The 16,001-nt window shown below is 40.7% G+C and carries 12 protein-coding genes; 8 read left to right on the plus strand and 4 right to left on the minus strand.

Features of this window, described 5'->3' with window-relative positions:
• The first annotated feature begins 379 nt into the window (after positions 1–379).
• From F907_RS11535 to F907_RS11505, 7 genes are all read left to right on the plus strand, one after another.
• Positions 380–1,324: a DUF4424 family protein gene (locus tag F907_RS11535; RefSeq protein ID WP_016651821.1), complete on the plus strand. Its 945-nt coding sequence runs from the start codon at positions 380–382 to the stop codon at positions 1,322–1,324.
• A 107-nt stretch (positions 1,325–1,431) separates the two neighbouring features.
• Entirely contained in the window at positions 1,432–2,343 is a 912-nt protein-coding gene (gene mumR / locus F907_RS11530) for a LysR family transcriptional regulator MumR (RefSeq protein ID WP_016651822.1), read from the plus strand.
• Between the two features lie 342 nt (positions 2,344–2,685).
• Positions 2,686–3,939, plus strand: coding sequence for an NRAMP family divalent metal transporter (locus tag F907_RS11525; RefSeq protein ID WP_111804948.1), 1,254 nt, complete (start codon positions 2,686–2,688; stop codon positions 3,937–3,939).
• Between the two features lie 35 nt (positions 3,940–3,974).
• A complete protein-coding gene (locus F907_RS11520) occupies positions 3,975–4,739 on the plus strand; it encodes a LamB/YcsF family protein (RefSeq protein ID WP_016651824.1) in 765 nt (254 codons plus the stop codon).
• A 2-nt stretch (positions 4,740–4,741) separates the two neighbouring features.
• Complete coding sequence (locus F907_RS11515; protein WP_111804949.1) at positions 4,742–5,557, plus strand: putative hydro-lyase; 816 nt, start codon at positions 4,742–4,744, stop codon at positions 5,555–5,557.
• A 33-nt stretch (positions 5,558–5,590) separates the two neighbouring features.
• Positions 5,591–7,177 (plus strand): 5-oxoprolinase subunit B/C family protein, encoded by a 1,587-nt coding sequence (locus tag F907_RS11510; protein ID WP_016651826.1) that lies wholly within the window; start codon positions 5,591–5,593, stop codon positions 7,175–7,177.
• Positions 7,174–8,895 carry an acetyl/propionyl/methylcrotonyl-CoA carboxylase subunit alpha gene (locus F907_RS11505; RefSeq protein ID WP_016651827.1) on the plus strand — a complete coding sequence of 574 codons (1,722 nt, stop codon included), beginning with the start codon at positions 7,174–7,176 and terminating at the stop codon, positions 8,893–8,895. The genes F907_RS11510 and F907_RS11505 overlap by 4 nt, the downstream gene beginning before the upstream one ends.
• A gap of 96 nt (positions 8,896–8,991) precedes the next feature.
• Here the strand turns inward: F907_RS11505 and pgaD are convergent, their stop codons facing one another.
• Genes pgaD through pgaA form a run of 4 tightly spaced genes read right to left on the minus strand, consistent with a single transcriptional unit; the run spans position 8,992 to position 14,982 of the window.
• Complete coding sequence (pgaD, locus tag F907_RS11500) at positions 8,992–9,465, minus strand: poly-beta-1,6-N-acetyl-D-glucosamine biosynthesis protein PgaD (protein ID WP_005272044.1); 474 nt, start codon at positions 9,463–9,465, stop codon at positions 8,992–8,994.
• The gene (pgaC, locus tag F907_RS11495; RefSeq protein WP_016651828.1) at positions 9,462–10,706 is read right to left on the minus strand and encodes a poly-beta-1,6-N-acetyl-D-glucosamine synthase; all 1,245 of its coding nucleotides are present in this window, start codon (positions 10,704–10,706) and stop codon (positions 9,462–9,464) included. Before pgaC ends, pgaD begins: the two co-directional genes overlap by 4 nt.
• Entirely contained in the window at positions 10,703–12,517 is a 1,815-nt protein-coding gene (gene pgaB, locus F907_RS11490) for a poly-beta-1,6-N-acetyl-D-glucosamine N-deacetylase PgaB (protein WP_016651829.1), read from the minus strand. Before pgaB ends, pgaC begins: the two co-directional genes overlap by 4 nt.
• Complete coding sequence (pgaA, locus tag F907_RS11485; RefSeq protein WP_016651830.1) at positions 12,517–14,982, minus strand: poly-beta-1,6 N-acetyl-D-glucosamine export porin PgaA; 2,466 nt, start codon at positions 14,980–14,982, stop codon at positions 12,517–12,519. The genes pgaB and pgaA overlap by 1 nt, the downstream gene beginning before the upstream one ends.
• A gap of 756 nt (positions 14,983–15,738) precedes the next feature.
• Here pgaA and F907_RS11480 point away from each other — a divergent pair.
• Entirely contained in the window at positions 15,739–15,936 is a 198-nt protein-coding gene (locus F907_RS11480; RefSeq protein ID WP_005272034.1) for a hypothetical protein, read from the plus strand.
• The last annotated feature ends 65 nt before the right edge of the window (positions 15,937–16,001 follow it).

Below are 16,001 nucleotides of genomic sequence, written 5' to 3' on the forward strand. Positions count from 1 at the left end.
TTCAGTTTTTGTGAATATGGATGCCACTCAAATAATGATGACAACTAAATAAGCGTAGAGAATTGCATCCATAGTATAAAGCGGCTTCAAGCCTTTCTAGTGATGCAATGGTAACAAATTTGAGTTATTGAAAAAAAGGGTGGTGAAATGGCAGTATGTATATTCAATGTACAGTTAGCCATTTGCGATAAAATCATAGACTTCGAATGGCAGTGGTTTTGCATAAAAACTTTTTATTTTTAAATGCTTATGATGCATAGATAAAGATGTAATGTGATTTTGAAAATGATTTTACTTTGATACAGAATAAGTTAATAGCTGAGGTCTTGAGCCGCTATGATTGTCTTGATAATTACAGTATTAAACTGAGTACTCAATAATGAAAAATATTTTATTTATTTCTGCCATTTTGATTCAAATACCGAGTTATAGCCTCGCCAATGATTCAACGGGTTATGTTGGTACAGGTGGCGTTGCCTATCTTAAAAATGCACAGATTGCGATGCAAAGTGAAGAGCTATTTATTAGCAAAAAGTTGATTAAGGTCAATTACCTGTATAAAAATTTAAGTTCCCAAGATGTGACGGAAACTATTTTATTTCCCTTACCCCGTATTGATAACTTCTTTGAAGCAGATTTTGCCCATACGGAAGCCTTGTTAAAAAGCTTTAAAATTATTGTCGATGGTAAAAATATTCAACCAGAAATGCATGTGCGCACTTTTATTCAAAAGGACGAAAAGTCTCCGCTGATTGATGCAACAGATCTATTTAAACAATGCGGTTTTAGCCAAACAGAGATGCTTAATCCCTGGGTTCGTAACAATGATGACTCTGTCTATTATGTAGATAAATTAAAGCAATGTAAGCAGCCAAAAATGCAGAAAATTTTGGCTAATTTTAAACCAGATGATGAAATTCCATGGTCATCTCAAGTAATTTATAGTTGGAAGCAAACCTTTAAAGCCAATGCGTTGACTAAAATTCAGCATCAATATCAACCTTTGGTAGGTGGTTCGGTTGCCCTATATCCTGATGAATATAATCAGAACTTTTGTATGGATGCACAATTTAAGCAGGGCTTAAAAAAAGCCAAAGCAGAAAATTCACCGTTTAATGCGTTGAGCTACATTTTGACCACAGGTGCCAATTGGGCCAAACCGATTGAAAATTTTAAGTTGACCATTGAGCGCGATAAAAATGAGCTGGTTTCATTTTGCTGGGATGGCAAAGTTGAAAAAATCAGCCCAACCCAATTTCAAATGAGCAAGCACAGTTTTATTCCAAAGCGGGATTTGGACATTATCTTTGTCAGGGTGAAATAAGCCAGTCGCAAAATCTGCTTCAAGAAAAATCAATAAATAGGTAGCTTAATCAGGCGGATCACTCTCATACTATATAGCAAGAAAAGGATAGCGAGCTTTGGTTTAAAGTGAATTTAAAGAATCTTGAAGCATTTTACTGGGTGGTGACGCTGAATAGTTTTAATAAGGCAGCGATCAAATTACAGACCACTCAGCCAGCAGTTTCACAAAAAATCACCGCCATTGAAAACGAGTTAGGATTTAAAGTCTTAGATCGAAGCTTTCGCCAGCTTAAACCCACGCATAAGGGCATGACCTTATTTAAATATGCTGAAAAGTTAATGCGTTTAGAAACTGAACTCATTGCGGAATTAACGGAAAATCAGCATCTGACCGGTACAATCCGCTTGGGTGTTTCAGAAACTATTGTCTATACCTGGTTGGTCGAATATATCGAGAAGGTTCAGCAAGAATTCCCTAAAGTGTCTGTAGAAATTGTGGTTGATCTGACCCCGAATTTACAAGAAGGTGTACGCACAGGTGATCTGGACATGGCTTTTTTGCTGGGACCAACATTGGCGTTTGAGTGTATTGAACAGGCGCTTTGTGATTTTGAACTCAGCTTTTTGGCTTCACCCTCATTTAAAGGTGGGGTTGGGCAAATGTCATTGAAAACCCTGATGTCGCATACGATCTTAACCTATCCCAAAATTACCTATCCCTATAAAGAACTTAAAGCAAAAATGAAAGAACAGGGGCTTGATGAGCCACTTTCGATTACTAGTTACTCCTTAGCAACACTTTTACGTCTTGCTGAGCAAGGTTTAGGGATTGCCGTGGTACCGACGCTAACGGCTTTAAAAGAAATTACCGATGGTCGCTTGGAAATACTAAACACCCCAATTCAGTTAAAGACCTTTCATTTTACCTCGATTTATATTCAAGGGAATGATGCTGTTTTAAAAGAGAAATTAACCGATGTCGCTGTGATGGTCTCGGAAAGTGCGATGCAAAGACTGAATCAACACATCAAAAAATAGAAGCTGATTCATTTACTTTGCAGTGTATTTCTCTGCTCTAGAACAAGGTCATTTGTTGGATAAGCCATAAAAGCAGCTTATGGAATGTTATAAGTAAAATTTATATTGAAAAATATTAAAAATAAAAAGTTAATAAATTCATATCCTTATTTTAAATTTGTTCTGTAAAAAGTCGTATTGTCCAGCTGACTTGCTTATGTTCTTATTCTAAATGGAAGATTTGATTACCCATCGCGTTGTGGGAAAACAGGGAATCTTTGTGATTTAAAAGGATTAAAGAAGATCGTTTGTAAATAAAATGATGCTCTTGGATCAAGTTAAAAATCGCGTTATTGAGCTCAAATGGATGAGGAACGCATAAATATGTCTTTACTGAAGTCTTCTTTTCTATCAGATCGCCAATGGGCCATCGTCGCCTCAATATTTATGATGGCAACTTCGGCAATGGGGCCTGGATTTTTAACCCAAACCGCTGTATTTACGGTGAAGTTAGGTGCCGCATTTGGGTTTGCCATTTTAGTTTCAATTTTGATTGATTATGTGGTTCAACAAAACATTTGGCGTGTAGTGACCCTCACGCAAATGCGTGCATCCGATATTGCCAATAAGGCTTTACCGGGCAGTGGTTATCTGCTCGCGTTTCTGGTGATTCTAGGCGGTTTCTTCTTTAGCATTGGAAATATTGCAGGCGCTGCATTAGGTCTCAATGCGCTATTTGGTATGGATACCAAGTGGGGCGGAATATTAAGTGGTGCCTTGGCGATTTTGATTTTTGCTTCAAGAAAAGCCACGCTTGCGATGGATAAAAGCATGATCGTATTGGGACTGCTGAAAATTATCCTGATCATCATTGTGGCTGTGATTGTAATGCCGCCTGTTGGACAAGCGGTACAGCAAACCTTTGCGCCAGACCAAATTGATTTTGCCATTATTACCACCATTGTCGGTGGTACGGTTGGGGGTTATATCTGCTATGCAGGTGCACACCGTTTACTGGATAAAGGTGCTGTTGGCCCTGAAAATATTGATGAAGTAGCCAAAGCAGCGACTAAAGGCATTGTGGTGGTTGGCATCATGCGTTATGTGCTTTTTTTAGCATTTTTGGGGGTGGTGGTCAGTGGAGCAAGCATTGATCTAGCCAGTCATAATGCCAATCCAGCAGCTCAAGCATTCCAATATGCAGCAGGTACATTTGGTTATAAATTATTTGGCCTGATCTTTTGGGCAGCGGGTATTAGTAGCACTATTGGCGCAGCTTATACATCTGTTTCATTCTTTAGTGCATTCAAAAAGAATCTCAGTCCTAAGCAAAGTAATTACACCACGATTAGCTTCATTGCCTTGGCTTTATTACTGTATGTGGTATTAGGGGCAACCCCAGCAGGTCTATTGATTTTTGTTGGTGGGTTTAATGGTTTAGTCTTGCCGATTGGATTGACAATTTTTGTCTATGTTGCGGCTTGCCGTAGAGACTTGATGGGCAATTATAATTATCCGAAATGGTTAATTATTCTAGGTGCACTCACCTGTGTATTGACGTGGTGGATGGGCTATATGTCATTTACGACCGTATTTAACTATTTGACCAAACTTTAAGCCAGATAATCGTATAGCGAAAAAGGAATACTGCCATGTTTGTAGATTTAAACAGTGATTTGGGCGAAAGCTTTGGCTCATGGAAAATGGGCAATGATGACCAGATTTTACCTGTGGTGAGCAGTGCCAATATTGCATGTGGTTTTCATGCAGGTGACCCGCTTGGCATTTTAAAAACAGTGCGTAAAGCCGTTGAACTGGGTGTCACGATCGGTGCACATGTGTCTTATCCAGATTTGGTTGGTTTTGGCCGCCGTAATATGGATGTGTCACGTGACGAACTGATTGCTGATGTGCTTTACCAAATTTCAGCACTGGATGGTTTGGCAAAAGTGGCGGGCTCAAAAGTGCAATATGTTAAACCACATGGCGCACTTTACAACACCATTGCCCATGATCAAGCTCAGGCTGCCGCAGTGATTGATGCGATTAAAATGTATCACCCTGAACTGGTTCTAGTGGCTTTGGCCGGTTCAAACTTGGTCGAGCAGGCACGTGCTGCGGGTTTAAAAGTGGTGTCGGAAGCATTCGCAGACCGAGCTTATAACAGTGATGGTTCACTGGTGTCTCGTCGTTTAGACGGTGCGGTTTTACACGACTCGGCATTTGTGGCCAGTCGTGTGGTATCCATGCTGAAAAATGGTGGAGTAGAGTCAATTGATGGTGTATTTACTCCCATTCAGGCTGACACCATTTGCCTACATGGTGACACCGATGGCGCTTTAGAAATGTCAGCAGCGATTAAAGCAGAACTACTAAAACACAAGATTGAAATCCGCCCGTTTGTAAATAAAGTATAAGGATGAGCACCATGTATAAGGATATTAAAGTCGACCCAGCTCAGCTTGAAGCCGCTTTAGATGCACGCTTAAAAATCCGTGCTGGTTTTGATCAGCCGACAGCAGGCATGGCTGCGGGTATGACGCAGGTGAATATGATTTCGGTACCGAAAGCGTGGGCCTATGACTTTTTGCTCTATGCACATCGTAATCCACAAAGCTGTCCAGTGTTGGATGTGCTCGAAGAAGGCATTTATGCAACCAAGCTTGCTGCAGACTCAGATATTAGAACCGATTTCCCGCGTTATCGCATTTGGAAAGAGGGCGAAATGGTCGATGAAGTGACCGATGCCAGTGAGATTTATCATGCACATCCTGATTTGGTGACTTTCTTGATTGGTTGTAGTTTTTCTTTTGAAACTGCTCTGCAAGAAGCGGGGATTGAAGTTCGTCATATTCAGGATAAGACCAATGTGCCAATGTATCTGAGTAATATCCAGTGCCAGCCCGCAGGGCGTATTTCAGGCAATATGGTGGTTTCCATGCGACCCATTCCGTCACATCAAATTAGTGAAGCGGTAAAAATTACAGCGCGTATGCCGAGTGTGCATGGGGCACCCGTACATATTGGACATCCTGAAAGCTTAGGCATTAGCGATGTAAATCAACCCGACTTTGGTGAGGCCTCCCGGATCGAAGCAGGTGAAATTCCAGTGTTTTGGGCCTGTGGAGTCACTCCACAAGCGGCAGTGATGAACTCTAAAATTCCTTTTGCAATTAGCCATGCACCCGGCCATATGTTGATTACCGACATTCCTGACCGTGCTTGGATGGGCTAATTGGAATAAAGAACCATTAAAAAGGATAAGCAAATGCGTTTTTTATCGGTAAACGCCGACTGTTTCCTGATTGAGCTTGCAAGCCTAGAAGAAACTTTGGCCTTGTACAATACATTGCAAAACACGCCATTGAATGGAATTAAAGACCTAGTCCCTGCTGCCAAAACAATTTTGGTTTTTTTTAACGAGATCGAAACCAACTTTAAAACGCTGGTTGCTTTAATTCAGAGCCTCAAAGTTGATGCTGGATTTGAGCGTAGTGGTCAAGCTGTGATTGTGCCGATTCGTTACGATGGTGAAGACCTTGCACAGGTGGCTGACTTGCAAGGGTTATCTGTTGCCGATGTGATTAGAAAACATCAACAAAGCGTGTGGAATGTGGCTTTTATTGGTTTTGCGCCGGGCTTTGCTTATATGAGCAGTCCTGACCGACCTTTTACCGATATTCCACGCTTAACGGTTCCACGTAAAAAAATACCTGCAGGCTCGTTAGGCTTGGCTGGGAGATATTCTGGTATTTATCCGAAAGACAGTCCGGGTGGCTGGCAACTGATTGGCACCACAACAGAAAAAATGTGGGATTTAGAGCGAAAAAATCCAGCGCTCTTGTTGCCGGGCATGACGGTACATTTTAAAGATGTCACGCATCGTCCAACAACGGTGAATGTACCTCAACAGATCACGCGTATGGTTGAACCGAAACAATCGGTGCCACTGTTTAGCATCACTATGCCTAGTCTACAGATGCTGATTCAGGATGAAGGGCGCTTTAACCAGACCAAGATTGGTGTTGGGGTTGCAGGGGCAATGGATGTATCTGCGATGCACAGTGCCAATCGTCTTGTGGGGAATCCAACTGATACGCCTGTGATTGAGGTTTTAAATGGTGGCTTAAAGGCCAAACTGCAGCATGCCGCCGTAATTGCAGTGACAGGCGGCATCTCAAAAATTCGTGTGAAATTTGCCGATGGTCAAACTGCAGATTTTGCTAGTTATCAGCTCATTGATCTGGATGACGGTGATGAGTTTCACATTCAGCCGCCTACAGCGGGACTTAGAAACTATCTTGCCGTTCGTGGTGGCATTGAGGTTCAATCTGTTTTAGACAGTGCTTCATTTGATAGTTTGGCTGTGCTAGGGCCAGAACCGTTAAAACTTGGTGATACCATTTATCAAGGACAGGCCAAGGTCATCAATATCAGCATTAACGAAGTGGCTCAACTGAATCTGCCCAAAGTCGGTGATCTAGTTGAGCTCGATATTGTGATGGGTCCACGCACCGATTGGTTTGAACAAGACAGTATAGACCTGCTATGTCAGCAGGAATGGTTGGTGACCAATGAAAGCAATCGCGTTGGACTCAGACTGTCAGGCGCTGAACCTTTAACCCGCAAAATTAGCCATGAACTGGAAAGTGAAGGTGCGTGCATTGGTGCTTTGCAGATACCACCGAGTGGTCAACCAGTTTTGTTTATGAATGATCACCCTTTAACGGGTGGATATCCCGTCATTGCTGCGGTTGCGAAACACCATTGGAATTTGGTGGCACAGATTCCTGCGGGTTGCCGTATCCAATTTAAAAAAATTGCCGAATTGACAGATTTTGAGAATAAAAGATGAAAACTGAAAAATTATTGATTGCCAATCGTGGTGAAATTGCCGTCCGTATTATTCATGCTTGCCGTGATATGGGCATTGCATCGGTCGCACTATATGCCGATGACGACATTGGCAGTATGCATGTCGAGCTTGCCGATGAGGCTTGGGGCTTGGCTGGTGCGACTGCTAGTGAAACCTATTTAAACATTGCGGCCATTATCGAGATTGCAAAAAAATCCCAAGCGACCATGGTGCATCCGGGTTATGGCTTTTTATCTGAACGTGCCGAATTTGCCCAAGCGGTACTTGATGCGGGCTTAAAATGGGTAGGGCCATCTCCAAGCGCGATTGAAAAACTGGGGGATAAAATTGAAGCGCGTAAAATAGCCGCTTCAGTCGGTGCACCTTTGGTTCACGGGACGCAAGACCCGCTCAACAATGCTGATGAAGCTTTGGATTTTGCCAAACAATTTGGTTTACCGGTTGCGATTAAAGCCGCATTTGGTGGTGGCGGTCGAGGTTTAAAAGTGGCTTGGAAACTTGAAGAAGTCAAAGAGCTGTATGATTCGGCGGTACGTGAGGCCAAAGCTGCTTTTGGTCGTGGTGAATGTTTTGTCGAGCAGTATTTAGATCAACCCCGTCATGTTGAAGCTCAAGTGATTGCCGATCAACATGGCAATATTGTGGTGCTAGGGACACGTGATTGTTCATTGCAACGCCGTAACCAGAAGTTAGTCGAAGAAGCACCTGCACCATTTATTAGTGATGAGACTTACCAACAAATTTTACACTCGGCAAAAAATATCTGTCAGGCAGCCAATTATGTCGGCGCAGGCACAGTTGAATATTTATTGAGCCGTGATGGAAAGCTATCATTTTTAGAAGTAAACACTCGTTTGCAAGTTGAGCATCCTGTCACTGAAGAAACCGCAAACGTGGATTTAGTGGTAGAACAAATCCGTGTTGCACAAGGTCATGAACTTTCGATTAAAGAGACACCCAAAGCACAAGGTCATGCCATTGAGTTTCGTATCAATGCGGAAGACCCAGCACGCGGTTTTATTCCAGCATTTGGCGTATTGAGCTTGTTTGAAGCACCCTTTGGTCATGGTGTGCGAGTCGATACAGGCGTTCGCACGGGCTCATTGGTCTCTAGTCATTTTGACTCACTCATGGCAAAACTGATTGTGACTGGCCCAACCCGTGAGGTTGCGATTGCTCGTGCCAAACGTGCCTTAAAGCAATTTAAAATTGAAGGGGTTGCCTCGGTTCTAGACTTTCATCGTGCGGTACTCAATGAGCCTGACTTTACAGATGAATTTAATGTACATACCCGCTGGATCGAAAATGACTTTAAACAAGAGTTAAAGCCAAGCAAGCGCGGTATTCCAAACCATCAACAACCGATGTTGCTCAGTTATATTGAAATTGATGGCAAATTACATCGTTTAGGCTTACCAGCAGGTATGTTTGCACAAGGTTCAGTAACAACGACAACGCCAGCACAATCTACCGAACCAGAAATACAAGCTGAGCATTTACTTGCACCCATTAGTGGTGTGATTAGCGCTTGGAAAGTTGCACAGGGTGAACCGGTCACAGAAGGACAAGTGGTGGCCATTATGGAAGCCATGAAAATGGAAGTCCCTGTGTTGGCACATCGCAGTGGCATAATAAAAAGCATGGCAGAGCAGGGAAGTACCAATCAAGCGGAATCAATTATTGGTTTGATTGAGTGAGGTTTGAAATACGTCTTTATTGCTGAAATTGAAGCGTAGAACGTATAAAAAAGAGGCAATGATTTGCCTCTTTTTTATTTCATAGTGAATGAAGATTTATTTAAGTTCGTAGTCAGCTAACAGACCTTCATGATCGTAGTGCAGTACAATATTTTTGGAATTCTGAATTTTTGCTAAATCATCCATTGGAATGAAAAAACATTCTGCCAATAAAGATGGACTAACATTGTTGATTGTGGTCTTTTCAGTCTTGCGGTAGCGTAACCAATTATAGCTTGCCCATAACAATAAAGAGGTACAGCAAATCGCCACGATCAGTGTTAACCAGAAGAAATTATGGATCTGTACGCTGATCTGTTCTGCAAAAATATAATTTTTAATTAATTTACCTTGGTAGAGCCATAAAAATATTGCCAATAAGGGTAAAAAGAGCAGTGTCCAGAGCGTCCAACCGATGCCTTGAAGTAAATAGTGTGCGCCTTTGTTTTTTACATATTGCTGTTGGTCAATATATTCAGGAATATCGAGTTGTGATTCATCAACAACAATACTTGAATGGAGTGGTTTCATTCGGATTCTCCTCTAAACCCACGATCAGGGCTGATCCATCTCGCTCTTTTTTTACGTGTAAATAAGGCTTTGGGGACAGCAACAACGGTGGTTGCTGCACTGAGTATCCAGAAAAATAGCGGGTACCAAATCACCCAGAAATAATTTCTCAAGAAACGATTACCGTCATATCGTTTGTCGATGAATAAGCTGACAAAAAACTGAATCAGACAGGTGATCGCTAAAATGACGCCGTACCACTGTGGAAATAAGGATTTAATCTGCCATGCTGGGGACAGCGGAACGACTAATCCAAGGAAAAACAGGATAATGATCAGAAAAATGACGTATGCCCAAATCATACTGGTAATTGCTTCAAGCGCGACAGGCCACATTTTGAGTGCTGAAACTTTAAAAAGTTTGGGAAGGTAGGTTTTGATGACTTCAACGCCACCTTGAGCCCAACGCAATCTTTGTTTCCATAACCCTTTAAAGGTTTCAGGCATATAGATGTAACACAGTGCATTTGGAACATAGTGAATATCCCAGCCAGCGAGTTGGAGTTTCCAAGAGATATCAATGTCTTCAGTGATCTTATCTTCTGACCATAACCCCACTTGCATAAGGGCTGTTTTTCTAAAGCCGGCAATGACACCTGAAACTGTAAAAATACGCCCATAAGTTCGTTGTGCACGTTTAATTAAGCCAATAATGGATGAAAACTCACCGACCTGTAGTTTTCCCAGAATACTTGAACGATTTAAAATTCGAGGATTACCAGTCACTGCGCCGACCTGATTGAACGCCGTCAGTTGATGCATCATCCAAATCGCAGCATGCGGATGCAGCAAAGCGTCACCATCAATACAAATCAGATATTCGTATTGGCTCACCATCATGCCAGAACGTAAGGCAAACGCTTTTCCTTGGTTTTCTGCCAGATGCACAACCCTTAAACTTGGATGTTTAAGCGCCAACTCATCCAAAATATTTGCGGTATTGTCAGAGCTACCGTCATTGACCGCGATGACTTCAAATTGAGGATATTGTGTTTGTATTGCAAAACGTATGGTTTCTCGAACTTGAGCTTCTTCATTAAAACAAGGAATGATAATGCTGCATCCCTGTTCTGATATCTCGGGCAAGTGGTTTTGTTGATATTCACGTTTAAAGTAGAACCATAGACCACCGACCATCCATGTCCATGCCATGACCAATGGATAGAGAAAAGCAAATAAAAAAAGAATTTCCATTAAGCTCATGGTTGTGCTCCATGGACCCGCTGATCAATAAAAGGATTGCGATAACTGATTGGGCTCTCATTTAAGCTCAGTGGTGTAAATAATTGTTCATGCACCACTTTTGCATTATCAAAGCGGTAATTGCTTAAAACCAATTTTTGGATTCCATGTCTTTGTAAGTTTAAAAACTGTTGTTGCAAGACCTGTAATTCTTTTGCGGAAGTTTGGTCTCGATTCACTAAGGTGACCATCAATCTGGCTTTTTGTGGGGCAGTTAAATGATCAACTTGTGCTATAAATTTTTGATAGGTATGGAGGTGGTCTAGACTGTCGATCTCAATATTCAGTAATGATACGAAGGGCAGATAGGTTTTAACAATTTGCTCTAAGCCCTGATCTGTTAAATCAGAGAGTGAAAGTTGTAGTGTTAAATGAAAGAGATTGCTTTGATTGAGATAAGGTGTGACCGCAGCTTGTACCTGCTGAGTCAGCTTTAAAATTTGAGCTTCTTTTTCCAGACAAGCTGAGTCCACAACGGTGCTATAACGACATGCAAGGAGTTGGTCTGTTTTTAAAATAATGCCATCCAGATTGGGGTTATTCTGAATCAGGTCTTTACTTAAATCGACTGCTAAATGAGTCTGCTTCAGATCGGGATAAATCGGTATCTGGGCATACACCCGATGAAAAACCCGTGTTCGGGCCTGCCAATGGGTACGACTTAAAATATCCTGAGCCAGCTTTAAATGTGTGGTTGGGAAATACGCTTGATCATCGTTTCTCTTATTATCATCAGTTAAAGCATTAACGATTAAGGTATTGGTTTTTAACGCACTTAGATTGTTTAATAAGCTGCCTAATTGCTGATTAAACAAGGCGTCATCTTGTGAAAATTGAGCTAGGTCAAATTGCAAGCCGCGCATGGGTTCATACTCTTGTCGTTGACCATATTCCATAAAACCCGTGAGTTGTTCACGTAAATTTTCTGCCGTTGGATTATTCGAAACAATGCCGCGTTGAAAGGTTGCATCATTGGCATCATTTAATTTTTCCGTCCCTAAACTAAAAGACAGAGGAAAGCCTGCTCGATTGGCAATTTGAGTGACTTGTGGGTTGACCGCACCATAGGGCCAAATGATTGCAAGTGCATCTATTCCTAGTTTTTGCTGTAACACCTGTTTTGATTTCACCAAGTCGTTATAGATCCGCTGGCGGTATTCTGATTCAGTTTCATAGCGTTGATTGCTTAGATCATATTGTCGAGTCAGCGCGGCAGGTTTTTCATTTTTCTGTCTATTGGCCAGTACCCCCTTATGCAAATCATGACTATGGCTGGCAAATTCTACTAAACCTGATTTTTGAATTTCTTGCAGTTGTTCCCAGCTCATCAAGTTATTTTGACCATAGGCTTCATAAGCAGCCTGTGTATTACCTTCGGTCCAGCTGGTGACCAAAGCAAACACAACCGGAATTTGATATTGCTTGACCAAAGGATAGACATGGCTATATCCGCTTAAGGCGCCGTCATCAAAACTAATCAAAACTGCATTTTTAGGCAGGGGAACACCATGTTGCCGAGAGGCTATAATTTGTTTTAAGGTAATTGGAGTCCATTCAGAACGTTTCAGCCATTCAAAAAACTGTACTAAATTCTGGGTATTAATGGCATAAATATCGCGGTCACCCGTTTTCAAGACATCGTCACGGACATCATGAAAGGTCAGGCTGACAAAATGATGAGTGTCGAATTTTGCTTCGTCTGCTGCAAAGCTATGGATTGGAATGAGGATGACACAAGCTGAGAGTATTTTAAAAATATTAGAAAATTTCATTAGAATCGTCCTCCAAAACCGAACAGGGCATAGGTTTGATTCTCATTGATGCCATCATAAGGATGTCGCTTCCAACCAATGCCATAATGCAGTGCCCAGATCCGAGACAATTGCCACTCATGTCGATATTGCGCATCAAAAATGGGTTTAGAGCCGTAATCTTGTTGCTGGAACAGCCCTGCATTGATCGAAAAATTTTGATTGAAGTGACGTTCGTAATTTCGCCAAGTCAGCCAGTCATGGTTCAAGTTGACCGCGAGGCTATAACTTTGTTTAGGACTAAAATAAGCAACGTTATCTAAACGATTTTTTCCTAAAAATGCGGAAAAACCAGCTTGTGTGGTGTGATGGGCAGTTTGAAAAATACGTTGATTATAGTTTGCAAAAAAATCATGGCGTTTATTTCCATCACTAATATCGGTGTAGCCATATCCGGCATTGGCTTGTCGGGATTCATTTTGTTGCCATTGAATCGAAGCGCTATAAGATTCGCCATTTTCACCTTGATTGATGGCTTGTAATGGAATATTGGCTTGGGTGTTGAGGGATAATGCATACTGCCAATTGTCATTGAGTTGATGTGACCAATCCGCTCTGAAGCCTTGGCGCTGACCCTCAGTATTTTGAGAGGCAACAAGCGCCAAATTTTTACCTTTGTCTTGCCAGTGTAGGCCTAAACCAAAGCGTTGCTCTTGTAGATTACCATCGGCATATTTTCCCCAAATATTCTGATGTTCAATAAAGAGACGATAATTGTCTGCAATCCAAGGTGAATATAAGGAGGTATTCGATTCGCGATCGCGTGCCCCTTTGAGTGATTGTAAGAGTTGATTTTGCTCCGAACGGCTACGTGAAAATCGACTTTCATGTGTAATCATCGCGTGATTGCGATCATCTAATTCCTGACTACTTTTTATGACGCTGCTATCGTTTGGATAATCTTCAACGAGATCTTTAGTTTGCTTACGCCAAGCTTGGATATCGCCAAGTGCTTGAGTGTTTTGCATGGCATTGATCCGTGTATATTTTGAGCGAGGTTCTAAACCATTTAAACGGTCAATACTGAGTTGAGCTTGGCGAGGGTTGTCACGCCAACGTTGGATTTTGGCTAAGTCATTTAAAAACTGAGCATTATTTGGAGCTTTGGCAACGGTAGCATTGAGATATTGTTCAGATAAATCGAGGCGGTTGTTATAAGCCATATTTAGAGCAAGCAGAGATAGATATTCATTTCGATCTGGGTGTACATTTTTATCGACACCTTTGGCTTCGCTGTATTCATATGTAGGAAGCAGTTCATCAGTCAAGCGAATGAGTGCATTGGCATCCTGATATTTTTCTTGTTCGATCAATGAATAATACAGTGAGGTATAGAGGTTAATATCTGGGTAGTTTTTTTCAGTTAATAAGGTACGGTAGATCATCTCAGCTTCGGCTGGTTGTTTATTTGCAAGGTAGGTATCTGCAATGGCATGGCGTGTATAGGCAGGCATTTGCTCGATAGGGGGTAAGGGAACTTGCCCTAAGATGCTCAACAGCTGTTGTTTTCTCCCACGATAACTCAATGCATACAGGTAGTCATAATAGAAACGATTGAACATGGCCTGATTCGCTGGAATCTGCTGTGCAATTTGTTCGCCTTCTTTCAGAACTTGATCGAGTTGTTCAAAACTTTTGTGATCGGTTTCTGCACGAGCAGATAAATATTTTTGCTGTTTGATTGCCTCATTTATGTTTTGTGAAAATTTTCCAACTCTAGTCTGCCAAGTTAAATTCTCAATTTTATCAGTGAGATGATGTTTTTGAGAAAAAGCGGTCGCCATTTCATAACTGCGAAGTGCAATTAAAATATTTAAATACTCATTTTGAATGGTTTCATTTGTTGGCTGTTGGGCATAAGCCAACTGAATGGTTTGTAAGGCAGAAGTATTTTGTTGTAATAGGCGATATACATATGCGACGAGGGCAAGTTGTTCAGCATTCATAGGTTTGGCATCAAGATTTTTTAATATCTTCACTGCTTCAACTTGCTGTTTATTTTCTGCAAATAATACAGATTTTAGAATTGAAACTTGTAATTCATTATGTTTTTGATAAGGTTCAAACTTTTCTAATAATACCAATGCGTCAGCAAACTGTTTTTGGTCTCGTAAAAGTTTAACTGTTGCGAGCTGAGCATATTCTGGGAATTGGCTTGGTAAAATCCGCTGTGTTAAATGGGTCAAGGTAGTTTGGGGGATGTCTTGGATTTGCGAAGCTGACAAGAGGTAGTCAGCTAGAATTTTCTGTTGTTCAGGGTATTGCTGTAACAGCAATTCAAGTGTTGTCAAACCTTGTGTTGTTTGTCCATTTTTAATCTGAAAAATCGCTTTTTCTCTTAATAAATCAGTGGAGTGTGCATATGAAAGATTTGAAATTAAAAAAAACAATAGACTGGTTGGAAGGAATGGCTGAATATTTTTCATAAATAATTTGATTGTTAAGTATTTCTCACTTTTATTTTAATATGTGATTTAAATCACATATTGTCTTGCTTGTGTATAGCAATTTATTTTGCCTTTTTCTGATTAAATATTTATTTATCAGTTGCTTAAGATTTATAAAGATTTCATGGCTAAATTTCAGGATATTTTTTATGTTTTTTCTATCTGTTGCTTTGTGTGTTTTGTGTTTTTACTTTTTATGCTGCGGATGAATGATGCAATTAATATTCAAGGTCATAAATTTTGGATTCGATCCATATTCAGAATAGATGATTAAGATTTTATAAAGATATTTTTAAGTAAAATCATGAAATTGTATAATCTATATCTTCATCGATTTATGAGGTGCAGATGAATGACTGAGATGAGCAAGAAGAGCGCATATAAAATAAATTGATCTTTACTGGAATTACAAAAAGAAATAAACGGATCTGTTGTGCAAAGTTGTTTGTAAAAACTCATTATCGAGCTCTTTATGCGGCAATGGAAGAGATCTCACCCGAGAAGATCAAGGCAACGTCCTTTGTAAGAAAAAGCTGACTCTTATCGCTTGGGCTCGCATTTACTTGAAGATGCAATCTATTGATAAGTTTGCCTTGAATAATATTTACACTTTTCTTTTGCAGAGTCTTGCAGACATTTCTTAAATTTGTAATCCTTGTTCAAAGGGTGTCTAGTTAAACTTAGGCAGGTGTTTGTTGTAGTCGGGCCGCTACAACTTAGCTAAAGAGCGCCTGTATGTTTAATTTAAAGATTTTTGACACAATCTCTACGGAAGTATTGACTTTAAAAAGTGATCTTGAACTGAATACTGAAATTCAACTGATCACAAAATATAAAACTTCTCATTCTGAAGCCTATAAAAAAGCCATCGTTTTAATATTTAAAGAACGAGGGTATTCAAGCTTGGAAATAGGGCAATTATTAGGGTCTTAATTCTTAGATTTCTTTGTTAAATCAAGATCACAGAAACGATACATTGCTAAGCGTCTGTATTTCTT

This window comes from Acinetobacter colistiniresistens, from assembly GCF_000413935.1.
Classification (GTDB): Bacteria; Pseudomonadota; Gammaproteobacteria; order Pseudomonadales; family Moraxellaceae; genus Acinetobacter; species Acinetobacter colistiniresistens.

What these genes read in the sequence shown, in the direction of transcription:
- F907_RS11510 (WP_016651826.1), top strand. Translation starts at nt 5,591, where the DNA reads ATGCGTTTTTTATCGGTAAACGCCGACTGTTTCCTGATTGAGCTTGCA.
- pgaB (WP_016651829.1), bottom strand. Translation starts at nt 12,517, where the DNA reads ATGAAATTTTCTAATATTTTTAAAATACTCTCAGCTTGTGTCATCCTC.
- F907_RS11505 (WP_016651827.1), top strand. Translation starts at nt 7,174, where the DNA reads ATGAAAACTGAAAAATTATTGATTGCCAATCGTGGTGAAATTGCCGTC.
- F907_RS11520 (WP_016651824.1), top strand. Translation starts at nt 3,975, where the DNA reads ATGTTTGTAGATTTAAACAGTGATTTGGGCGAAAGCTTTGGCTCATGG.
- F907_RS11515 (WP_111804949.1), top strand. Translation starts at nt 4,742, where the DNA reads ATGAGCACCATGTATAAGGATATTAAAGTCGACCCAGCTCAGCTTGAA.
- pgaA (WP_016651830.1), bottom strand. Translation starts at nt 14,982, where the DNA reads ATGAAAAATATTCAGCCATTCCTTCCAACCAGTCTATTGTTTTTTTTA.
- F907_RS11535 (WP_016651821.1), top strand. Translation starts at nt 380, where the DNA reads ATGAAAAATATTTTATTTATTTCTGCCATTTTGATTCAAATACCGAGT.
- F907_RS11480 (WP_005272034.1), top strand. Translation starts at nt 15,739, where the DNA reads ATGTTTAATTTAAAGATTTTTGACACAATCTCTACGGAAGTATTGACT.
- pgaC (WP_016651828.1), bottom strand. Translation starts at nt 10,706, where the DNA reads ATGAGCTTAATGGAAATTCTTTTTTTATTTGCTTTTCTCTATCCATTG.
- pgaD (WP_005272044.1), bottom strand. Translation starts at nt 9,465, where the DNA reads ATGAAACCACTCCATTCAAGTATTGTTGTTGATGAATCACAACTCGAT.
- F907_RS11525 (WP_111804948.1), top strand. Translation starts at nt 2,686, where the DNA reads ATGGATGAGGAACGCATAAATATGTCTTTACTGAAGTCTTCTTTTCTA.